The sequence below is a fragment of the Capnocytophaga canis genome (assembly GCF_000827555.1).
Lineage (GTDB): Bacteria > Bacteroidota > Bacteroidia > Flavobacteriales > Flavobacteriaceae > Capnocytophaga > Capnocytophaga canis.
This window is the reverse complement of the sequence record NZ_CDOI01000001.1, coordinates 47,830-71,583: the sequence shown is the minus strand read 5'-3', so window position 1 is coordinate 71,583 and position 23,754 is coordinate 47,830. Positions and strand designations below refer to the sequence as shown.

The 23,754-nt window shown below is 35.8% G+C and carries 19 protein-coding genes; 9 read left to right on the top strand and 10 right to left on the bottom strand.

The genetic code is table 11. The annotated features are described in order from the left end of the window. Window positions 1–71 precede the first annotated feature (71 nt). From accC to CCAND38_RS00255, 3 genes are all read left to right on the top strand, one after another. Complete coding sequence (accC, locus tag CCAND38_RS00265) at window positions 72–1,421, top strand: acetyl-CoA carboxylase biotin carboxylase subunit (protein ID WP_042008789.1); 1,350 nt, start codon at window positions 72–74, stop codon at window positions 1,419–1,421. A gap of 715 nt (window positions 1,422–2,136) precedes the next feature. Further along, window positions 2,137–3,501, top strand: coding sequence for an oxygen-independent coproporphyrinogen III oxidase (gene hemN / locus CCAND38_RS00260; protein ID WP_042342902.1), 1,365 nt, complete (start codon window positions 2,137–2,139; stop codon window positions 3,499–3,501). Window positions 3,502–3,698: 197 nt separating this feature from the next. Continuing rightward, complete coding sequence (locus CCAND38_RS00255) at window positions 3,699–5,027, top strand: DNA recombination protein RmuC (protein ID WP_042342900.1); 1,329 nt, start codon at window positions 3,699–3,701, stop codon at window positions 5,025–5,027. A 65-nt stretch (window positions 5,028–5,092) separates the two neighbouring features. Here CCAND38_RS00255 and purB read toward each other — a convergent pair whose 3' ends face one another. Continuing rightward, on the bottom strand, window positions 5,093–6,427 hold the full coding sequence (gene purB / locus CCAND38_RS00250) for an adenylosuccinate lyase (RefSeq protein WP_042342896.1): 1,335 nt from the start codon (window positions 6,425–6,427) through the stop codon (window positions 5,093–5,095). Between the two features lie 97 nt (window positions 6,428–6,524). On the opposite strand from purB, the gene pdxH reads away from it, so the two are divergent. From pdxH to CCAND38_RS00230, 4 genes are all read left to right on the top strand, one after another. Then, entirely contained in the window at window positions 6,525–7,172 is a 648-nt protein-coding gene (pdxH, locus tag CCAND38_RS00245; protein WP_042342894.1) for a pyridoxamine 5'-phosphate oxidase, read from the top strand. Window positions 7,173–7,255: 83 nt separating this feature from the next. After that, window positions 7,256–8,404 (top strand): hypothetical protein, encoded by a 1,149-nt coding sequence (locus CCAND38_RS00240; RefSeq protein ID WP_042342892.1) that lies wholly within the window; start codon window positions 7,256–7,258, stop codon window positions 8,402–8,404. After that, on the top strand, window positions 8,404–8,973 hold the full coding sequence (locus CCAND38_RS00235; RefSeq protein WP_042342890.1) for a hypothetical protein: 570 nt from the start codon (window positions 8,404–8,406) through the stop codon (window positions 8,971–8,973). Before CCAND38_RS00240 ends, CCAND38_RS00235 begins: the two co-directional genes overlap by 1 nt. Continuing rightward, window positions 8,973–9,497: a methylated-DNA--[protein]-cysteine S-methyltransferase gene (locus tag CCAND38_RS00230; protein WP_042342888.1), complete on the top strand. Its 525-nt coding sequence runs from the start codon at window positions 8,973–8,975 to the stop codon at window positions 9,495–9,497. Before CCAND38_RS00235 ends, CCAND38_RS00230 begins: the two co-directional genes overlap by 1 nt. 90 nt (window positions 9,498–9,587) lie before the next feature. Here the strand turns inward: CCAND38_RS00230 and lpdA are convergent, their stop codons facing one another. The 8 genes from lpdA to porG all read right to left on the bottom strand — a co-directional run bounded on the left by lpdA (window position 9,588) and on the right by porG (window position 19,091). After that, window positions 9,588–10,991, bottom strand: a complete 1,404-nt coding sequence (lpdA, locus tag CCAND38_RS00225; RefSeq protein WP_042342886.1) for a dihydrolipoyl dehydrogenase — start codon at window positions 10,989–10,991, stop codon at window positions 9,588–9,590. A gap of 139 nt (window positions 10,992–11,130) precedes the next feature. Beyond that, window positions 11,131–13,251: a ferrous iron transport protein B gene (gene feoB, locus CCAND38_RS00220; RefSeq protein WP_042008764.1), complete on the bottom strand. Its 2,121-nt coding sequence runs from the start codon at window positions 13,249–13,251 to the stop codon at window positions 11,131–11,133. Further along, window positions 13,248–13,496, bottom strand: coding sequence for a FeoA family protein (locus CCAND38_RS00215; protein ID WP_042008762.1), 249 nt, complete (start codon window positions 13,494–13,496; stop codon window positions 13,248–13,250). The genes feoB and CCAND38_RS00215 overlap by 4 nt, the downstream gene beginning before the upstream one ends. Window positions 13,497–13,611: 115 nt before the next feature. Then, window positions 13,612–14,145 carry an OmpH/Skp family outer membrane protein gene (locus CCAND38_RS00210; RefSeq protein WP_042008760.1) on the bottom strand — a complete coding sequence of 178 codons (534 nt, stop codon included), beginning with the start codon at window positions 14,143–14,145 and terminating at the stop codon, window positions 13,612–13,614. A 57-nt stretch (window positions 14,146–14,202) separates the two neighbouring features. Further along, a complete protein-coding gene (locus CCAND38_RS00205) occupies window positions 14,203–15,021 on the bottom strand; it encodes an OmpH/Skp family outer membrane protein (RefSeq protein ID WP_042342883.1) in 819 nt (272 codons plus the stop codon). A 96-nt stretch (window positions 15,022–15,117) separates the two neighbouring features. Further along, window positions 15,118–17,661 (bottom strand): BamA/OMP85 family outer membrane protein, encoded by a 2,544-nt coding sequence (locus CCAND38_RS00200; protein ID WP_042342881.1) that lies wholly within the window; start codon window positions 17,659–17,661, stop codon window positions 15,118–15,120. A gap of 1 nt (window position 17,662) precedes the next feature. Continuing rightward, window positions 17,663–18,391, bottom strand: a complete 729-nt coding sequence (gene uppS / locus CCAND38_RS00195) for an undecaprenyl pyrophosphate synthase (RefSeq protein ID WP_042342879.1) — start codon at window positions 18,389–18,391, stop codon at window positions 17,663–17,665. A 4-nt stretch (window positions 18,392–18,395) separates the two neighbouring features. Continuing rightward, entirely contained in the window at window positions 18,396–19,091 is a 696-nt protein-coding gene (gene porG / locus CCAND38_RS00190) for a type IX secretion system protein PorG (protein WP_042008747.1), read from the bottom strand. A gap of 378 nt (window positions 19,092–19,469) precedes the next feature. On the opposite strand from porG, the gene rpe reads away from it, so the two are divergent. Beyond that, window positions 19,470–20,114 (top strand): ribulose-phosphate 3-epimerase, encoded by a 645-nt coding sequence (rpe, locus tag CCAND38_RS00185; RefSeq protein WP_042342877.1) that lies wholly within the window; start codon window positions 19,470–19,472, stop codon window positions 20,112–20,114. 46 nt (window positions 20,115–20,160) lie between these two features. Beyond that, window positions 20,161–20,943, top strand: a complete 783-nt coding sequence (locus CCAND38_RS00180; protein ID WP_042343004.1) for a proline and serine-rich protein 1 family protein — start codon at window positions 20,161–20,163, stop codon at window positions 20,941–20,943. A gap of 88 nt (window positions 20,944–21,031) precedes the next feature. On the opposite strand, the gene CCAND38_RS00175 is transcribed toward CCAND38_RS00180, so the two are convergent. After that, window positions 21,032–23,665 (bottom strand): sodium:solute symporter family transporter, encoded by a 2,634-nt coding sequence (locus tag CCAND38_RS00175; protein ID WP_042342874.1) that lies wholly within the window; start codon window positions 23,663–23,665, stop codon window positions 21,032–21,034. Between the last annotated feature and the right edge of the window lie 89 nt (window positions 23,666–23,754).

The following is a 23,754-nucleotide window of genomic DNA, read 5'->3' as shown; positions in this document are numbered from 1 at the left end:
TTGAACTATAACAATTTAATTAGTAACAACTTAAATGATTATAGTTTAAATAACTCGTAAATTTGAATACTATGTTTAAAAAAATATTAATTGCAAACCGAGGAGAAATCGCTTTGCGTATCATTCGTACGTGTCGTGAAATGGGTATCAAATCGGTGGCTGTCTATTCCACTGCTGATGCTGATAGTTTGCATGTTCGTTTTGCTGACGAAGCCGTTTGTATCGGACCTCCCGCCAGCAAAGATTCTTACTTAAAAATACCTAATATAATCGCTGCTGCAGAAATTACAAATGCTGATGCTATTCACCCAGGGTATGGATTTTTATCGGAAAATGCAAAATTTTCAAAAATTTGTGCAGAACACGGAATTAAATTCATTGGTGCCTCCCCTGAGATGATTGAAAAAATGGGTGATAAGGCTACTGCAAAAGCAACCATGAAAGCAGCAGGTGTACCTACGGTTCCAGGCTCTGATGGGCTCATTGAATCGCTCGACCATGCTAAAAAAGTAGCTAAGGAAATGGGATATCCTGTAATGTTAAAAGCTACTGCTGGAGGTGGTGGACGTGGAATGCGTGCAGTTTGGAAAGAAGAAGATTTGGAAAAAGCCCTCGACAGCGCTAAACAAGAGGCAGGAGCAGCTTTCGGAAATGATGGTATGTACATGGAAAAACTCATCGAAGAACCTCGTCATATTGAAATTCAAATTGTTGGAGATCAATATGGCAAAGCTTGTCACCTTTCTGAAAGAGATTGCTCGGTGCAACGTCGTCACCAAAAACTAACCGAAGAAACCCCATCGCCTTTTATGACAGACGACCTACGTAAACGAATGGGGGAAGCTGCCGTAAAAGCTGCTGAATATATCAAATATGAAGGAGCAGGTACTGTAGAATTTCTCGTAGACAAACATCGTAATTTCTACTTCATGGAGATGAATACTCGTATTCAAGTAGAACACCCTATTACTGAGCAAGTTATCGACTACGACTTGATTCGAGAACAAATATTAGTTGCCGCAGGTGTACCTATTTCGGGTAAAAATTATCTACCTAAATTACACTCTATTGAATGTCGTATTAATGCTGAAGATCCATATAACGATTTCCGTCCTTCCCCTGGAAAAATCACTACCTTACATGCTCCAGGCGGACATGGAGTCCGCTTGGACACACACGTTTACAGCGGATATGTGATTCCTTCAAATTATGATTCAATGATTGCTAAATTAATCACTACGGCACAAACGCGTGAAGAGGCCATTGCTAAAATGAAACGCGCATTGGATGAATTTGTAGTAGAGGGCGTTAAAACAACCATTCCATTCCACTTACAATTGATGGACGACCCTGATTATATCGCAGGTAATTACACTACCAAATTTATGGAAACTTTCAAGATGAAAACTCCAAGAGAATAAGGTTGTTAATTAGATATCGCTCAAATAAAACTTCGGCTACACCTCTGATAAAAAACTTTAACTCAGGCGTGTGGTCGATTTTTTTATTCAATATTTTTATTTACCTTTGTAATCAACACAAAAATCAACTAAAATTCGTATTAAGTAAAAAATATAAATTTATTGAGTTCATTATTTATTTTCATACATTGTTCTTTTGCTTAGACGAAAAGAACCAAAAGTGCGAGCCTCACGGGCGTTAAAAAATAAGTAGTCGGATTCCGACAAATTTTCCAAACTTGCTTCCTACGGTAGCTTCGAATAGTGGAAAATTTTCACGCTTTATTCACTGATTTTCTTAACGCCAAATCTCCAATGCCGATGAAAAGCGGTCAAAATACTGAAAAATCAGTGTTGAACCATTAAAAAATATATCCAATTAAGTACTGAACTCAATAAATTTAAAACATTGCTAGATTGATAAAATAATATTGTTATTTTTTAATACGTAAGTTAGAGTATAATATTAGGTCATAAATTAACAATTGAAAATCAAAATATTACGAATACAATTTCATCATTTTTTTAAAAAATCATAAAATTCCATCATTGGATGTGATAAAAATCAAAATTATCAACCAAAAAAGAGTACAAAAAATCTTTTTTTATAACTAACTGATATATATCATTTTTTATTAACATAAACTCCCCTATTTTTGCGGGGTACTTGATAAGTATGACTGTTTCACTTATACAAAAATACAACGTTGCGGGGCCGCGTTACACGAGTTATCCAACGGTTCCATATTGGGATAATGAATCTTTTTCGAATGATAAATGGCTAAATAGTCTAAAAAGATCATTTCACGAAAGCAACAAAACAGAGGGAATCAGCCTTTATATCCATTTGCCATTTTGCGAAAGTTTATGTACTTTCTGCGGATGTCACAAACGCATCACCAAACGACACGAAATGGAGAGTCCTTATATTGATGCTGTTTTGAAAGAATGGAAATTATATTTAGATGTGTTGCAAGAAAAACCTCTCATTAAAGAGATTCATTTGGGAGGAGGCACACCAACGTTCTTTAAACCAGAAGAGTTAAAACGTTTGCTTGAGGGCATTTTTGAATATGCTGACATTGCTAAGGATAAAGAATTTAGCTTTGAAGGACATCCTAACAACTCTACAGAGACTCATTTAAAAGTTTTGTACAGTTTAGGATTCGAACGAGTAAGTTTTGGAGTTCAAGACTATTCTTTAAAGGTTCAAAAGGCAATTCATCGCATACAACCGTTCGAAAACGTAAAAAAAGTTACAGAATGGGCAAGAAAAATAGGATATAAGTCCGTGAGCCATGATTTAGTATTCGGATTGCCTTTCCAGACTCTTGACGACGTGCTGTTTACTATTGATAAAACGAATAGTTTGCACCCTGATAGGATTGCGTTTTATAGCTATGCCCATGTTCCTTGGATTAAAGGTAGTGGACAACGAGGATTTGATGAGAGCAACCTGCCTTCGGGGGAGGAAAAGCGGTTACTCTACGAAACTGGCAAGAAACATTTGATAGATGCAGGATATGTTGAAATAGGTATGGATCATTTTGCTTTACCAACTGATTCAATGTACAAATCATTTGAAACCAACAGCTTACACCGAAATTTTATGGGGTACACAGCCTCAAAAACCCAGGTAATGATTGGTTTAGGAATGTCCTCCATCAGTGATAGCTGGTACGGATTTGCTCAAAATGAGAAAGATTTGGAGGATTATTACGCACGGATCCAGCGGAATGAGATCCCTGTTTTTAGGGGACATATCTTAAATGAAGAGGATCTAATTATCCGTCAGCATATCCTAAATTTGATGTGTCATTTCAATACTTCATGGGAAGAAGATAAAATGTACACCTCTGAAATAGAGTCTATTAAGTCAAAATTAAATGAAATGGTCAGTGACGGTCTTATTGAGCTGAGGGAGAAAAGCATACGAGTAACCAATGAGGGAAGACCTTTTGTGAGGAATTTGTGTATGGCGTTTGATCTACGTTTACAGCGGAATATACCGAATACAAAAATTTTTAGTATGACTGTATAACAGATATAAATAAAAATGTTAGCTTCTTTTTAAGAAACTTCGTTGAATGTTATAAAGTAATCATAGTGATTGAGTTTTTTAGTTAGTGATTTGAGAAGGGATGGTTGTGAAATCTATCCCTTTTCTTTTTGTTTTATATAAAGATTAAAGTATATTTGCTCTTCGTAGAAATAATTTTAACAAAAACATCACTCTTTATGGATGCAATCATATATATATTACTGATTTTCTTCTGTTTACTTGTCGGATTTTTCATCGGAAATTACATCAATAAATTAAAAACAAACTCTTTACTTTCCACAACTTTGGAACGAGAGGAGTTGCAACAACGAACAATTCAAGAGTTGGAAAATCGTTTAGCAATCGAAAAAAGTGAAAAGGAAGAAATCCGAAAAGAAAAAGAAGAGTTAAGTCTTTATTTGGCAAAATCGGATGTTGAAAAAGATCACTTGATAACTAAACTCAGAGAAAAAGATAAAGAATCTGAACAGCTTCAAGAAAGGTTTACCAAAGAATTTGAAAATTTAGCTAACCGAATTTTGGAAGAAAAATCATCCAAATTCACAGAACAAAACCGTGAAAATTTAAAGAATATTCTGAATCCACTGCAAGAAAAAATCAAAGATTTCGAGCAAAAAGTAGAACACAGCCAAAAAGAAAATATCAGTATTCACTCGGCTTTGAAACAGCAACTTATTGACCTGCAAAGCCAAAATCTACGAATTACGAAAGAGGCTGAAAATCTGACGAAAGCACTGAAGGGTGACAGTAAAATTCAAGGGAACTGGGGTGAGTTGGTGCTGGAAAAAGTACTCGAAAAATCCAATTTGGAAAAGGGGCGGGAATATACTGTTCAGGAGTCATTTGTACGTGAAGATGGCACTCGAGCAATTCCCGATGTGGTTATTCACTTACCAGATGGAAAGAAAATAATTGTGGATTCAAAAGTTTCACTTACTGATTATGAACGTTTTGTAAATGCTTCAGAGGAAGAAAGACCTATATTTTTAAAGCAACATACTAATTCCATACGTAGGCATATTGAACAACTTTCTAGTAAAAAATACGAGGACTTATATACTCAAAGCCCTGATTTTGTGTTGATGTTTATTCCCATTGAACCTGCTTTTGCGGTAGCTCTACAAGAAGATGAATCGCTCTACACCAAAGCCTTTGCTCAAAACATTGTAATCGTGACTCCAACGACCTTATTGGCTACTCTTCGCACCATTGACTCCATGTGGACAAATCAAAAACAACAAGAAAACGCCTATGAAATTTCGCGTCAGGCAGGGGCTTTGTATGACAAATTTGAAGGCTTCGTCTCTGATTTGATTAAAATCGGTAAAAAAATGGATGAAGCGAAAGGGGAATATAGCAACGCTATGAATAAACTTGTAGAAGGAAAAGGAAATCTGGTACGTAGCGTTGAACGGCTAAGAGCTATGGGGGTAAAATCTAAAAAATCCTTACCCGAAGCTATTTTAAAAAGAGCTTTGCCTACAGATGAATGGAATGAGGAATAAAAATGCTATTCGAGGAATCAAAAAAAGTTTTAGATTCCTCAAATAGCTCTTTTTGAATTATTTATCTAAATTCCAGTATAATTTTCTGGCTTGATGGCTTTTAACTCGGCTTTTATAACGTCAGAAACTTCCAGGGTTTCGATGAACGCTGCAATGGTTTGTTGATTAATTTTTTCGTTCGTACGTGTTAATCCTTTGAGGGATTCATACGGATTTGGATAACCTTCACGACGCAGGATCGTTTGAATAGCTTCTGCCACTACTGACCAATTTTGCTCCAAATCCCAACGAATTTTTTCTTCATTCAATAGCAATTTGTTCAGCCCTTTGAGGGTTGCTTTAAGTCCAATGAGCGTGTGTCCAAAAGGAACTCCTATATTTCTGAGTACGGTACTATCGGTCAAATCACGCTGTAAGCGAGAAATGGGTAATTTTGCAGACAAATGTTCAAAAATGGCATTTGCAATTCCTAAATTTCCTTCTGAATTTTCGAAATCGATAGGATTGACTTTATGTGGCATGGCTGATGATCCTACTTCACCTGCTTTGATTTTCTGTTTAAAATAATCCATTGAAATATACGTCCATACATCACGGTTGAAGTCTATCAGTATGGTATTAATACGTTTGAAAGCATCAAACATTGCTGCTAAATGATCATAATGCTCAATTTGCGTGGTTGGAAATGAATGGTGTAGCCCTAATTTTTGTTCTACAAATTGAGTTCCAAAAGCCTTCCAATCAATAGCTGAATATGCAACCTTATGAGCGTTATAATTCCCTGTGGCACCTCCGAATTTTGCAGCAAACGGAACAGCCTTTAATTGTTTTATTTGTTCTTCAATACGTTTTTTAAAAACCTCAAATTCTTTCCCTAAACGAGTGGGTGATGCAGGTTGTCCGTGAGTGCGTGCCAATAGAGGAATATCTTTCCATTCATCAATCAACTGAGCCAATTTATCTATCACACCTTGTAATTCAACATAATAAACATTTGAAGTAGCTTCTTTTAGCGAAAGCGGAACAGCTGTATTATTAATATCTTGTGAAGTTAAACCAAAGTGAATAAATTCTTTAAACTGGGAAATATTCAATCTGTCAAATGCGGCTTTGATAAAATATTCAACCGCTTTAACATCGTGATTAGTAGTTTTTTCAATATTTTTAACCTCCTTTGCTGCCTCTTGATCAAAATTTATATACAAATTTCTCAATTCAGGAAATAATTCAGTAGGGAATCCTTCCAACTGTGGCAATGGCAACTCACAAAGAGCAATGAAATATTCAATTTCAACCAAAACTCGATATCTAATAAGAGCTTCTTCCGAAAAATAAGGAATCAAGGAAGTTGTTTTATCGGCATAACGACCGTCAATAGGAGATATAGCTTGTAATGACATTGTGCTTTATATTTTAAAAATAAGGTACAAATATAGAAAAATATTTGTTACCTCTCATGGTTTTTACGTACTTTTGTGATCTCAAAACAACTATTCTATGGAGAAAGATTTAGGAAATTACCGAAAAATTTATGATAAAAAGGTTCTTGTTGAAAATGATATCCCTGAAAATCCATTGCAATTGTTTCAAACGTGGTTTTACGAAGTAGAAGAAAGTGGCGGAGTGGACGAACCTAATGCAATGACGGTTTCAACCATAGGCTTGGACGGTTTTCCCAAAGCCCGAGTGGTATTGCTAAAAAAATACACTCACGAAGGATTTATTTTCTTTACCAACTACTCAAGTGAAAAAGGCAAAGCCATTGAAGTTCACCCAAATGTATGTCTTTCATTTTTTTGGGCTAATATGGAACGACAAGTAATTATCAAGGGAATAGCTGAAAAATTACCTGAAAATTTATCTGATGGTTATTTTGAATCGCGACCTCTCGGAAGTAAATTAGGCGCTTTAGTTTCGCCTCAAAGTGAGGTGATTTCAAGTCGTGACTATTTGGAAGAAACACTAGAAAATCTTGAAAAAGAATACATCAACAAAGAAGTGCTACGTCCATCATACTGGGGGGGATATTTAGTTCGTCCACAATCCATTGAGTTTTGGCAGGGTCGTCCTAATCGTTTACACGACCGAATACGATATACACTAACGGACGATTATGATTGGAGAATAGAACGATTAGCACCATAATAACAGATAAAAACTGTTAAAAAAAGTACAAAAAAAATCATGCCCTACAGAAAAAAAATTACTTTTGCAGACAAAAATATATTATGAATTTTACAAGATTGACACAAAAAATTACGATTGCTTTTTTAGTTGCAATCACGTTTGTGAGTTGTTCTAAAGACGGAAAAGAAGATGACACAACTCCGCTATCTCGAGAAGAAGCAAAACAATTCATTGAGCAAACAACTGATAATTTTTACAATTGTCTTAAAGATTTAAACGATGGAGGCTTTTCTAATTTCTTCTACGAGAGTTTTTTTACCATTGCCGAAACAGTAACAACAACTCATACATACGGAAATCCTCCTTATGAATATGTTTATACTCAAGTAGAAAATCACTCTTGGATGAGTATCTTATCTGATGCTTTTGAAGATCAGTATGGCGATGTGTTTGAAGACTCTTTTAATTATCAATTAATGAAAGGAGTCTACACTTGGGATAATACATCTAAAAAATGGAAGAAAAGCAACGGAAATAACATAACTTTGCATTTTCCTTCAAAAAAAGACGCAACTACTAACAACGCCACACTGATTTTAGATGGCTATACAGACCAAACATTCACAATTGAAGGCAAAGAAGTTAAGTTGCCTAAAAGGGGGAATATTTCAGTTACCGTTGATTCTTCTAAAATTTTCAGCATAAAGGTAAATGATGTCGCATACATGCAGACAGGGGAATCAATCATGATTGAAAAAGCAGATATTGAAGCATATGCAAACCCATTTACTGCAAATCTAAAATGGAATAAAACCAGTGAAAATATATTCAGATTAGACTTTGTTTTCAGTTCTCCAAACGCGTGTTCTACATCATTGAAAGGAGAAGTAAAGCTAACTCACACCGACATTGAAAATATCAATCCAGAATCAGATATAGAAAAAATCACTTTAGAAATAACTCATAATGAATTAATAATCAGAAATTTAGCTGATTTAAAAGGACTTTATGGTTCCAAAAAGGACATCGATGATATGTCAGCTGAAGAAATTAACTCATTCATCAAATCAGAGGTGTTCAAAAACTCAAAAAAGATAGCTGATTTAAAACTTGAAAAAGACAATACTGAAAAATTAATTCCTTATTTGATTTTTGAAGATGGTTCAAAAGAGAAAGCTGAGAATTTCGTTTCAGACTTTCCTGAAAGAGTAGAAAAGATTTTCAAAAGATTTTTTGAAGGAAGAAAATAATGAATAAAATAATCATTTTTTTTACAATATTATTTATAGCAAACATTGCTCTCGCTCAACAGGAGAGCAATGTTTCTTTTGTTACAACACAAAAGCATCAGGTTGGAATTGGTATATCTAAATTCGTGAATATGGCCTTTCCGAGTGACGCTAATGCTTTTTTGTTTGAATACAAATACTCTCCTAAGGAAAAACTCGGTTATCGCTTGGCTGGAGATTATCGAATAGAAACTACAGATGATGCCATTTACGATATTGGTCTAAAAATTGGGGTAGAAACAATATTAAAACAAAGTGGAAATTGGTCGTTCTACTATGGAATCGACCTATGGGGAAGACATATTGATTATACTTCGCGAAAGCAGCGAACTAAAATACTAGCAATCAATCCTTTTTTTGGAATTTTATATAGAATTAGTAAACACTTTTCTATATGTACGGAACCTGGATTCTTTATAAAATACAGTGTTACAAAGGATAACAATACTTTCGACTTGAAAAAAACTTCAGAATGGTTTGAAAGTCGGTTAGCAAAAATAGGCTACATTCAATTTAATTTTCATTTCTGATGATAGAAAACACCATTTATAAGAGCTACATAACCACACCCATCGGGGAATTGTTAGCATGTGTTTCTTCCCATGGAGTTTGTATGTTAGATTTTTATGACAATGAACAAACCGAAATAGAATTAGATAAGTTAAAAAAATGCTTTCAAGCCTCTATTGTTGAAGAAAAAACACCTCTATTTTTAGAGTTAGAAAAGCAAATAAAAGCCTACTTTTCAAAGGAAATCACCGAGTTTAATTTACCTTTAGATCTTCGCGGTACGGATTTTCAACAACGAGTGTGGGAATCACTTCTCAACATTCCTTACGGAAAAACGATTTCATATAAAGAACAAGCTATCACTTTAGGTAACATCAAGGGGATTCGGGCAGTTGCCTCCGCCAACGGAATGAATCCAGTTGCGATTATTGTTCCATGCCATCGAGTAATTGGTCAAAATGGCTCCCTCATAGGCTATGCAGGAGGGCTCTGGCGTAAGAAGTTTTTACTTGAATTGGAAAGCAACCAACTGATATTGTATTAAAAACCGGAAAACAAGCTTATTTTACAAATCCAAAAAGAGATTGTCTTTTGGAACAATCTCTTTTTGGATTATAAACTTTATGAACCCTTATCAAACGTGTAACGCTCTATTATCGGTTGCTGCTAAAGCAGCTTCTTTAATGGCTTCTGTAAAAGTTGGGTGAGCATGACTGATACGAGAGATATCCTCGGCACTTGCTTTGAATTCCATTGCGGTCACGGCTTCTGCAATCATATCGGCAGCACGAGCTCCAATCATATGCACTCCCAAAATTTCATCCGTTGTTGCATCAGCTAAAATTTTGACGAAGCCATCAATATCCATACTCGCTCGGGCACGTCCCAAGGCACGCATTGGGAATTGACCCACTTTAAAGGCAACTCCTTCAGCTTTCAACTGTTCTTCCGTTTTTCCGACAGCTGCTACCTCTGGCCATGTATAAACCACTCCTGGAATGAGATTATAGTCAATGTGTGGTTTTTGTCCTGCCAATTGCTCAGCCACCAAAACCCCTTCTTCTTCTGCTTTGTGGGCAAGCATCGCCCCTCGAACCACATCTCCTATGGCATAAATATTAGGTACCGAGGTTTGCAAATGACTATTTACCTCTACCCTACCTCGCTCATCTTTTTTCACTCCTACCGCTTCAAGATTTAATCCTTCGGTATAGGGACGACGACCAACAGCTACTAAACAGTAATCCCCTTGCAAACTAACTTCTTCGCCTTTGCTATTAGTAGCCTTAACATTTACTACCTCACCTGAACGTGAAACTTCTTTAACTTGGTGACTTGTGTAAAACTTAAAACCTTGTTTTTTAAGTACCTTTGTGAGTTCTTTTCCTAAACCTTTATCCATCGTAGGGATAATACTATCCATATATTCCACTACGGAAACTTCTGCGCCCAAACGTCTATACACTTGACCTAATTCTAATCCAATAACTCCTCCTCCTATAACTATCAAATGTTTAGGGATTTCTTTAAGTTTTAAAGCTTCTGTTGAAGTTATGATTCTCTCTTTATCAACGGTTATGAATGGTAAGGTCGAAGGTTTTGAACCTGTAGCAATGATGGAATATTTTGCCTCAATTTCCTCAACTTGGTTCTCATTCGTAATCTTAAGTTGGGTATTATTCACGAAACTCCCTACTCCATGGAATACATCAATTTTATTTTTATCCATCAAAAAATTGATACCTGCACACGTTTGCTCTACTACGGTCTTTTTACGATCAATCATTTTTTCTAAACTGATTTTTACCTCACCAGTGATTTCAATTCCGTGAGCCGCAAAATGTTTTAGGGCATCTTCGTAGTGATGTGATGAATCTAACAAAGCTTTTGAAGGGATACATCCTACATTCAAACACGTACCTCCTAAGGTGTTGTATTTTTCAACAATTGCAGTTTTAAATCCCAACTGAGCCGAACGAATCGCAGCTACGTATCCTCCAGGCCCTGAACCGATGACTACAACATCATATTTTTTCATATATTTTCTTTATTTTTTGTATTAGAACCACAAACTTACGAATAAAAAAGAAAGATTACAAGGATTTAGAATCAATCATTGTATATTTTTCTCGAAATAACTGTATGTGAAAAAAAACAGCTAATTACCGTAGCACTCTCTAACTCAACCATACAAATGCAATCATCGCACTCAAATAGGCTATGCCTGTCATAAAAGACCACTGTATTACTGTCCATTTCCAACTGTTGGTTTCTCGTTTAACAATGGCCATAGTACTGAGACATTGCATGGCAAAGGCATAGAATAATAATAAGGAAATACCAGTGGCGAAGGTGTAGACAGGCGTTCCATCGGGACGAACTTCGCTTCGTAATTTATTCAAAATAGTGCGTTCTCCCTCCTCCTCTTCCGTATCTAAATCGGCTCCTAAACTGTAAATCGATGACAAGGTACTAACAAACACCTCACGTGCAGCAAATGATGACAAAACCCCAATACTAATCTTCCAATCATATCCCAAAGGTTTGAAAACAGGTTCTATGGCTTTCCCGATATATCCCAAATAAGAATATTCCAACTGCATAGATTCTACAAAATGAGCCTTTTCTGTTTTGTCCCATTGATTTTGCTGTGCTAGCACTTCGGCTTCTGCCTCAATATTCTCATATTTTTCGCCAACACCGTGAGAGCCTAAAAACCAAAGAATTATAGAGATTGCCAAAATAATTTTTCCTGCTCCCAACACAAAACTTTTGGTTTTTTCATAAACCGTAGTCCCCACATTCCGTAGTAAAGGCATCTTATAATCAGGCATTTCTACAATGAAAAAACTTTTATTTTTATTAATTTTCAGTATCTTATCCAAAATAAAAGCTGATAACAACGCCACCACAAATCCCAAAACATAGAGAGCTAATAAAGTAAGAGCTTTATAACTGATAAAGCCAACACTACCATCAGGAATTACTAATGCTATGATTATCAGATAGACAGGCAAACGAGCGGAACAAGTCATAAAAGGAGTAACTAACACAGTTATAAGTCGCTCCTTCCAACTCTCGATATTTCTGGCAACCATTACGGCAGGAATAGCACAAGCAACCCCTGAAATGAGAGGTACAACACTTTTCCCGTTAAGTCCGAAGCGTTTCATCAGGTTATCCATTAAGAACACTACCCTACTCATATAGCCACTTTCTTCCAATAAAGAGATAAAGAAAAACAAAATAGAAATCTGAGGTACAAACACAACTATCCCTGAAATTCCAGGAAGGATTCCTTGAGTCAGCAGATTTGTCAAAGCTCCCTCAGGCAAGATTTGCTCAGCCTTTCTTGAAAGCCAATCGAATCCCTTTTCAATCCAATCCATTGGGTAAGAACTCCAATCGTAAACGGCCTGAAAAACAAGCAGTAAGATAAGTGCAAAAATTAGATATCCAAATACTTTATGAATCAAAATTTTATCAAGTGAAGCACGAAGTCCTCGGGCATCAGCCAGATTAACGGAATAAGTCTTTTTTAAGATTTCATTAATATGTTTGTAACGCAAAATGGTCTCACGTTGTTTCAATCGCTTAATTTCGCTCTCTGATTTTGAACTTTTTACACCACTGAGATCAATTTCTTTGTATTGGTCGATAATATCTACGTTGTGAGAAATTATTAGCCACAATTTATATGGATTTTCTTTGGGAAATAAATCTGCTATCCTTGTGAAATACCCTTCATCTAAGCTATTGATATTAAAAAACTTATCGGTTGAAAGTTCAGCATAATTAGTAATAACATCTTTTAGTTCATTCAATCCTTTTTTTGTTCGCGTACTCACTAAAACTACTTTTGTTCGTAACTCCTTCTCCAAGGCTTGAATGTCAATACTGATGCCACGTTTTTCCATCCGGTCGGCCATATTAACAATCAAAATCGTAGGCAAATTCAGATCCTTTATCTGTGTGAAAATCAACATATTTTGTTTCAGATTTTCAACATCGGTGACAACAGCTACCACATCAGGATACAATTCCCCTTTTTTATTCAACAGAATATTCACAGCAACGCGTTCGTCCATTGAGTTAGCATTCAAACTATAGGTTCCAGGTAAATCTATAATTTCTGCTTTTGTTCCATCCGAAAGCTTACAATATCCAATTTTTTTCTCCACTGTAATACCCGGATAGTTCCCCACTTTCTGATTTAACCCTGTCAGAGCATTAAAAATAGAGGTCTTTCCCGTATTAGGATTCCCAATAAGAGCTACTCGTATGCTGTCTTTTGTCATATTTTTTCAATTTCAATTAATGAAGCCATTTCTTTACGGATAGAAAGATAGGAGTTATTCATGTTTACGTAGATAGGATTTCCAAACAACGATTTCTCAATAACCATAACTTCACTTCCAACAAAGCACCCCAATTCAATCAATTTTAAAGGAACATTCTCAATATCAATATGTTTAATAATACCTCGTTCCCCTTTTTTTAGGTCTGAAATTGTCGTTCTATGTGCTGTGGAAATATTTTCCATAACTTATCTTTTATTTAGACTTATTTTTTGAGGCAAATATAGTAATAAATATATACATACAAAAAAAGGTTGCCTGAATGTTTCAGACAACCCCATATTAGATTATTTTTAAGTATTAGAATTTCAACTCCTTTTTCACTGATTCGTACAAATCTGTTCCAGAAGCTACGATTACCCCTGAACCAGCACTCGAGTCAAGTACATAGTGGATACCTTGTGCTTTAGCAACTTTTTCAATAGCAGCTTTCACTTTTTTCAAAATTGGCTCTACTAATTCTTGTCGTTTTTTCAATAACGTTTGTCTTGCGTTTTGCTCAGCTTGACGAATATTGTTTTCCATCGTTTGGATTTCTTCTCCTTTTTTCTCAAACTCAGCTTGTCTTGCTTTTAACTGAGCTTCAGATAGAGAAGCTGCCTCATTTTGGTAGGTCTGAGCTTTGGTTTGAAGTTCTTTGATAGACGCTTGAATATCAGCGGTATAATTTTGCTCCAATTTTTTCAATTGAGCCTCTGCTGCTTTTCTCTCAGGCATTTCTTCAAGAAGTTTTTGTACGTCAATGTGTGCTACTTTCACTTGCGCAGTTGCCATTGATGTTGCTCCAAAAATAAGAGCTAATACTACCATAATTGTTCTAATGTTTCTCATCATCCTTAATAATTGTTAAATTAATAATTAGTCTTGTTTATTTTAAATCGTTTTTATTATTTATTTCGTTACTTGCTGTTTCCTTCTGGCTTCTCGTTCCTCTTGTTGCTTTTTGATTCGCTCCTCCCGTTCTTGCTGTTGTTGCTTCACCTTGGCTTCTCGTTCACGATCTCGCTGTGCTTTTTCTTCTGCCTTACGTTTTCGTTCTTGTTCGTACGCCTTTTGCCGTTCAGCCTGTAGCTTTGCACGTTCTTTTTCTATTTCACGTTGGCGTTTGGTTCGTTCATCGACAAACTCAAAATCGTAACTTTCTTTTAATAACTCCGTAAAATCCCGATTCCTATCCTCTGCATTATCTTTACGTTTTAAGACCCGCAACACTACGTTACTCAAATTGTGTTGATTGGCAGAGTAGAGCATCGACACTTCACTTTTTTCAAAAACCATGTCGTAATTTCTGAACTTTCCTATCTCTTGAACTATATTAAACACCTGATCTTGAATTGGTTTAGCTAACATAAACTTTTGAGTAAAGTACTCTCCTTCCTTTCCAAACTTCTGTTCCTTGTAGGCATTTAACTGATATTCTAATAAGGCGATTTCTTGCTCTTTATCCTTAATGAGTTCAGGCGTCAACAACGATTTTTCAGCGTCAAGTTTCTGTTTCTCTTTCTGAATATCGGCTTCCCGCTTTTCAATTTCAACCTGCCACTGAGCTACTTGAAGTGCAAATTGCTCACTTGCTACTTGGTATTCTTCCAAGTTGGACAGCACATAATCCATATCGACATACCCTATACGTGAACTTTTTTGTGCATAAAGCATCGTTGTTGCGATGAGCAAACCTAAACTGATTATATTTTTTACAATTTTATTCATCACTTACAAAATAGGAATGTGATAATCAAGCTAATAGTTTTGGATTATACATTTATTACGCATAACTTTTTCTACTACAGAAAATATCATGCCAAATTAGAATTGCTGTCCAAAAATAAAATGCGTTTGCCATCCCCCCACGGTATTTGACCCTAATGGTTTGTCAAATCCATATCCAAAATCAATACCCAGCATACCGAACATCGGCATAAACAAACGTAATCCTAATCCTGCCGAACGCTTCAACTGGAATGGGTTAAAATTAGAAAAACCTGTGTAGGTATTTCCTCCCTCAGCGAATGCCAGTCCATAAATAGACGCCATTGGTTTTAACGTGATTGGATAACGCAATTCTAATGAAAACTTATTGTATATATTATCTCCTCCATCGGATGAAAGCGAGTAATTAGTATATCCTCGCATCTGGATATTTTCACGCCCGTCCATCGTATAATAACCTAAACCATCTCCTCCCATAAAAAATCTTTCAAAGGGAACAATACCTCTGTTTTTGTCGTATGCTCCTAAGTATCCAAAATCTGCACCCAATTTTACGACAAATTTATCGACAATATTGGTATACCAAGTTCCTGAGGCTTTCAATTTGTAGTACTCCAACCAACGAAAACGCTCTTGGTCGATAGCTGCAACGGCTGCCATATCACCATTTGCGAACGCATTAACTCTTTGAGATGCCAAGGCTGCATAATCAACTCCATTGAAGATTGAATAAGGAGGTGTTATTTTGGCACTCACTGAGAAATTGCTTCCCGTCATTGGGTAGATTGGATTAGGGCCACTTGAGTTTCTTGAAAGGGAGATAGTGTACGAAAACGCATTCGAGTTTCCTTCTTGGAAAGAGAACAATCCTAATGAGTAATTCTTCAAATCATAGTTGTTGAAACTGAACAAATGTGAAATTTGAAAATAATCATCCGGTACTCGCAAACGCTTTGCTATTCCTAAATTAATCCCTGTAATATAAACTCGTCTACTTTTATCCACATCGTAGGTTCGATAGTCGTACCCGAACTGCTCAGTTCTGTTAAACGACAGTGAAAATTGAACTGGTTGTTTACCTCCTAACCACGGTTCCATAAAAGAAAATCCATAAGTTCTGTAGAATCTACTTGCTTGTAAATTAATTGATAAAGACTGCCCATCTCCCATCGGAAGCGGAACTTTTTGCATATACGCCTCTTTATCAAACAATTTTCTAATGGAAAAGTTATTGAATGAAAGTATCAAAGTCCCGATGAAAGAACCTCCTCCATAACCTCCTTGTAATTGTACTTGACTTCCACCTGATTCTGTTAGGTCATACTCTAAATCAACAGTCCCTTGAATTTCATCGGGATTTTTGATGTTTGGCGAAATATTTTGAGCATCAAAGATACCCAATTGACCTAATTCTCTTACAGTTCGGATAACAGCATCTTTGTTATATAAGTAGCCCGGACGCGTACGAAGTTCTCGATAAACTACGTGATCGTTGGTTCTTAAGTTACCTTTGATGGTTACCTTGTCAAAATAAGCGGGTTTACCCTCTTTAATTCTTAGCTCAAAATCAATAGTGTCATTTACTACAGAAGTTTCGACTGGAAAAACATCAGCAAACAGATAACCGCTGTTTTGATATAAATTGTAAATATCATCAGAATCAGGTTTTGAATTATCTCTAACCCGTTTTTTTAGCACCACTCCATTATAAACATCTCCTTTTTTTACACCTAAAACCTGATGTAAAGCGTGATCACTATAAATTGAGTTTCCGAGAAAACGAATATCTCCAAAATAATATCTACGACCTTCTTCCAATGCAATATTTACTTGAAGTTTTCCATCAGCATCATATCCAACGGTATCCTTGGTGATTCGTGCATCACGATATCCGTTTTCTTTATAGAAATCAATAAGCGACACCAAATCTTGATCGTATTCCTTAGCTACGTATTTAGAGCGTTTCCAAAAGCGTCCAAATAAGCGTTGTTTTGTTTTTTTCATTTTTCTTCGGAGAGTTGCATCCGAGAATTTTTCATTTCCTTCAAAATTAACGTTTGCTATTTTCACCTTGTTCCCTCTGTCAACATGGATGAGCATATTCACTCCGTTAGCATCAGTGGTATCAACCTTGGTATCAATAGTCACCTTAGTATCAAAATATCCCTCCTTTCTATACTTGGTAATAATGTAGTTTTTAGTATCAGCAATTAAACTTTCGGTCACTTTAACTCCTGGTTTGATTTTAGCATCTTCCAACAAAGTTTCGCCTTTTTTGGTTCGTACTCCCGTAACCTTAGCTGTAACTAAAGATGGTATTTCCTTGATTACCAACTCTAAAAAAGCTTTATCACCTTCCACACGTTGGATATAGATATCAATATCACTAAATAATTTATATCCCCATAATTTATGGATAATTGCACTGAATTTCTCGCTAGGGATAACTATTTCCTCCCCTACTTTCAACCCCGAGGACACTAAAATAGTCTGAGGATTATACCGCTGTGAACCAATCACTTCGACACCTCCGATAATATATTTTTTCCCTTCTTTCAACGTCAAACGCTCTTCTTCTTGTGCGTTTACTAACCCAACGATAGCTGACAGTGCTATGAATATATATTTTTTTAACGACATATTAAAGTTGTTCACTTGTTTTTCCAAATCTTCTCTCTCTCTGTTGATAATTTAAAACGGCCTCATTCAGATGTTTTTTTGAAAAATCTGGCCAAAGGACATCGGTAAAATACAGTTCTGCATACGCAATTTGCCATAGCAAAAAGTTACTTATACGACATTCTCCACTGGTTCTTATAAGTAAATCTACATCAGGCAAATCATGTGTGTAGAGATATTTCTGAATTGTTTTCTCATCAATATTTTCAATCAAAATGGCACCTTTTTTCACATCTCTTGCTATGTTTTTTATGGCAGTCTGCAACTCCTCGCGCGAACCATAGCCTAAAGCTAAAGTGAGTGTCAAACCTGTGTTATGTTCCAATTTAGCAATAGCGGTTAATAATTCTTCTTTGACTTTGGTGGGAAAACGGTCTAAATTCCCAATGGCGTTCAGACGGACATTATTTTTATTCAATTTTTCAAATTCTTTTTTCAAAAACTTGACTAACAACTCCATCAAACCATTGATCTCTTCTTTCGGACGATTCCAGTTTTCAGTTGAAAATGCATATAGCGTCAGAAATTCTATTCGATGTTCAACACAATATTCCACTGAATCACGAACGGCATCGACCGCATTTTGATGACCAAAAATACGCATCATACCTTTCTTTTTCGCCCAACGCCCATTGCCATCCATAATAATGGCTAAGTGTTTTGGATAATTTATGATTTGCTTATTTTCCATTTTGTTATTCTCTGCAATAGCAAGGTTTTCTACCGAATGTGTACGTTAGTGTAAACCCAGAAAAAGTATACCAGTCGTTGCTTGTTTTATTTCCAAATGACAAATTGCCTCCTGATGGAAGACTTCCATCCAAATTATTGGTAAACGTAAAGCGAGTGCCAATTTCAGCGGCTAAAATCCATCGAATTGCTATTTTCATTTTAAAGCCCATTACCACAGGAATCGCCCAAGCACGATGCCTATTAGGCATTTTTTGTGCTTCTAACGGACGTGTGGTTAGATTCTGAAAATATAATTCATCTCCATCAACATAAGATGCACCTGTAAAAAAATAAGGAGTCATTGGCATCTCCAACAAATTATCCATATTGAATTTGAAGAAGTTATATTCCAATCCTAACATAGTCTCCGTCAAATTATTGGAAAAAGCAAACTGTCTTTTAACCTTCGCTGCAATATCAGACTGTATATCATTGGCTCTCAAATTTGTTTTGGTTACTTGAAAACGCAACGATACTCGGTCATGAAAATTCCATTTATATATACCTCCATAAGCCAACTTATTGGGAAACACATAGTAAGTCCTACCTACATCGCTAATAGGGTTACTGCCTCCTAAAAAAACACCTATTTCGTGTCCCTGAGCATTCATTAACTGAATCCCTAAGAAAGCTAACAAACTACATAGATACTTATACATACATTAATGACAAAGTGCAAATATATGAGTTTTATAGAAAATCTACCCTTTTTTTTCGATATAATTTTTATTTAACTATTTCACTTTTGATAATATATAAAAAAACAACGCGTCAATAATCATTTAAAGTTTTGATTTTCATACATATAGAATTACATTGTAATTTAGAACGTTTATTTTTAGTTTTATTACATATTAACATTTTTTGAATCTAAGATTTTTGGCATTTTCACAAGTATCTATTACATGAAACAAAAAAACTTTACTCCCACAATTCGTAAAGAAATCAAGCGAATAAAATGCTAAAAATTTTAAAAAAGAGATGTCGATATGTTTTTATATTGTATTTTAGCCCCAAAATTAATTTAGTTACCAAAAATGATTTTAGCACCTTCAATTTTAGCAGCCGATTTTGGCAATTTACAACGAGATGTTGAAATGGTCAATCAAAGTTTAGCGGATTGGTTCCATATCGACATTATGGACGGCGTTTTTGTTCCAAATATTTCTTACGGAATGCCTGTACTTGAAGCTATTAATAAACACGCTACCAAACCTTTAGACGTGCATTTGATGATTGTTGATCCTGACAGATACATCTCAACATTTAAGAAGTTAGGAAGTCATATTTTAACAGTTCATTACGAAGCATGTACACATTTACACCGCAGTGTCCAAGCTATTAAGAATGAAGGAATGAAAGCGGGAGTGGCGTTGAATCCACACACACCTGTCAATGTTCTGGAAGACATTATCCAAGAAGTTGATTTAGTACTAATTATGAGTGTAAACCCTGGATTTGGCGGACAATCATTCATTGAAAACACCTATAAAAAGATTTATCAATTAAAAGAACTCATACTCAGAAACAAATCAGAAGCGCTGATTGAAGTGGACGGTGGCGTAACCAACAAAAATGCTCGTCAATTAATGGACGCTGGTGCAGATGCTTTAGTAGCAGGTAGTTTTGTTTTTAACTCATCGAATCCAATGCAAACGATTGAGGGAATGAAAAAACTTTAGGCTCATTTTGGCACGAATTTAGATGGCGTATAAAAAAAGAATCATCATGAGAAAGATTTTTTATGCCACTATAATCCTTCTTCCTTTTGTGGTAAAAGCACAGGAAATCGGTTCAGCTGGTCGCTGGTTACAGAATGAAAACCGAAGAAGTGAAGCTACTGATAGATACATACCCTCAAACCTGAGTTATCGATGGGAAATGACATACGATTTAGGGTATGCGGAAGTTTTTATACGCATCCCAGAATCGGGGCGTTTCACTCTGCAGTTGGGTGAACAAGAAATCACTAACAGTAATGGTATGTTCCGTTTTTTTGATGTACCTGCTATTAATCAAGAACTTAGCATATACTACGGCAGACGGTTGGTATATCGTGTAACCATCACTCCTCGCGACAATACGCGCATGGTCTTAGACTTTTTCTCTCGTCGAGGTTTATTCCTTTTGGAAGAAGTTAACTTAAACAATGTAAGGGAAATACATTATGGCAGACGATGGAACGATGTTTGGAATCATTCTTACGGAAGACGAAATAACATCTTGGATTTCAACGACTTTTTAAGAATGTTTGAACAACAAATGTTTGATAAAGATAAATTAAAATTCTTCCGTATGGAAAACGGAAATTCGTCATTTACAACAGCTCAAGTTGGAGAATTGATGAAGAGATTAAGTTTTGATGAGAATCGGCTAATTTTGGCCAAAGAGGCATATGATTGTGTAATTGACAGAGAACTTTACTACCAATTGTATGATATGTTTCAATTCCGAAGAACGGCTAATGAATTTTCTGACTTTTTAACGAATAGACGTTCTTTAAGGAGATAATAACAAAGAATGGAAGAAACCAATATAGGCTAACCTAAATTTAGGTCAGTCTATATTGGTTTTAACAAAAACAGCAACAAATTTCGTACTACTTATTTCTGTATTTCCATGTAATACCATTTACTTCTTTCTTATTCGGAATTAACATACTGATAATGAACGCTACAATGATAGACGATACCATTCCTATAAGCCCATAAAGAAGAAACGAAAGACTGGTGTATGATTTGACTCCGTAGAGAATCAAAACTCCAGAGATGAGTCCAATGAGAGCTACGGTACCATTAACTCTTGGAAAGAAAATTCCTAAAATAAACAACGCTCCCAAACCACTGGTCAACAACCCTAAAAAGGTATTGAACTGATCCCACAACGAAGCAATATTCCAAGTAGCTAACACAATTGCCATTGCTGTCCCTAACAAACCAATAACGACTCCTGACCAACGAGCTACATTCATCTGCCCTTTAAATGAAGTATTTTTAAAAATTGTTTTGTAAAAATCAGACGTAATGACAGCTGAAACCGAATTTATATTGGAAGAAAGCGTACTCATCGCTGCTGCAAAAATCGAAGCTATTAACAATCCCGACATTCCAACAGGCATCTGAGAAACAATAAACTGAGGAAAAATAGAGTCAATATTTGGGTCAGTAATCGACATCTGCTCGGGGTTCGATTTGTAGAATGCAAACAAACCTGTTCCAAGCAAGAAAAATAATATACTCACGGGAACACTCACAATTCCATTAAGCCATATGCTTTTTGCCGTCGCCTTTTCATTAACAGTAGACATGTAACGCTGTACCACCGATTGGTCACTGGTATAAGATATTAAAGTGTTTGCAAGGCCTCCGAAAACAACTACCCAAAATACAGGCTGTGAGAAATCAAATCGAAAATCAAACGTATCTAATTTATTGAAAGTAACAGTTGTATTCCAAAATTCACCAAACCCACCATCAATACCTACTACCATCACAATAAAAGCAACTATAGCTCCTCCTACCAATATAAACCCTTGGATCACATCGCCCCAAACCACAGCCTCCATACCGCCACTGGTGGAATAGATAATTGTTACAATACTCATTATCAAAATAGCATAATAAATATTGAACCCTGTTACTGCATTAAGAGCTAAAGATGGTAAAAACAATACAATAGCAATACGACTGATCATGAAAAAACTAAACAGTGCTGAAGCCACCCAGCGAACTGGTCGATTGAAACGCTTTTCCAAATATTCATAAGCTGTATCCAATTTAAATCTCAAAAAGAAAGGTAAAAAAAAGCGAATAATGAAAGGTACTGCCAAAATAATGGTCATATTAAACATTAACATACGCCAGTCAGTAGCATAGGTTTTCGCAGGAATCGAGATGAAAGTAATGGCACTGAGCATCGTAGCAAAAATACTAATCCCAGCAGCCCACCACGGAATGCGTCCTCCACCTTTGAAGTAATCATCCGTATTTTTATTATTTTTCATGAAGAAAAATCCTAACATTAACATGCCGATCAAATACAATGCTAAAACGGCATAGTTTAACCAGCCAAATTCACTATCCTTGGAAAACGATAGTTTGGTAATATAAGGTGAACGAATTCCTGGTTTCTGCTCTCCTCCCGCAACATAAACTTCCTGTTTTTGAGCATCATAAAAAACAGAAGCTACAGCAACCGCTTTATCTGTACTACCTAAATTAAACCACTCATCGGTAATGGTGTTATAGACCAAAACGTCAGTTTCAAAACCTTTGTGGGTTTGCCAAAGTTGATTACGAAGTTCTATATTTTCATCATAAATAGCTTGTTCCACTTGATTAAAAATAACTCCTGTGTCACCTCCAAAAAGTAAAATACTCGATGCTCCAATTTTTGAAGCATTCGCAACGGCCAATGGTAAAACTTCTTTATTTTTTTGAATATCTTTAATTGGAAACCACTCGTTTAAAGAAGGTTTAAAAGTATATGCCTGATGGTAAAATTCTGTAAGATTTCTCCCATTTTGATTTCTTCCTCCAAAAGCAAATAAAGCGATTTCTGTACCATTCTGTTGTGCTACCATAGCTGCTCCTGATACTTTTTGAGGATAAGCAGGTAAAGTTTCCCATGTTGCGTCTGTTTTTTGTAAATCTAATCTCAAGAATTGGTTTAACGAACCGTTATCAGCAGTTTGCCCTCCTAAAAGATAAACACTATTTCCAACAACCTCAGCTACAGCACTTTTTACAGGGATTGGCAAATCGGCATAATGTTTTAGGATTATTTTCCCGTTGTTATATGAAATAGAAAAAACTTTGGACGACAATCCTTCGGAAGTTTGTCCTCCAAGACAAAGCAAACCATCTGAAATAGTGACATATGCTCCTTCTGCAATGGCTTCGGGGAGGTCTTCGGCTTGATAAATAGAGGTTAAATTACCATCTGATTCAACCTGAAACACAAAAACTGTTTTTGAAAATTGCTTTTTCCCTCCTTGCCAAGGTTTTTCAGTAGGAAAGTGAGACCCTCCAGCTAAAATGAAGTATGAGGCATGTTTACCAAAATAGGTTCCTGCTAAGCCTTCATGAAGTTGTGGTAGTTTTTCTAAACTTTGTGTATCAAAAATAGTAGTTTGATGAAATTGTGTGGCTGTTTTCTTATTTTCTTGCGAAAAAATGGCACTACTGCAATGCAAAAAGAGTAGCACTAAGCATAATTGAAACTTGTTTATCATAAAAAATCATTTTGGAAACGAACAAAAATACACTATTTTCCAACAAAAACAAAGGTTTTAGAAATAAAAAGGCTGCCTAATTTCTCAGA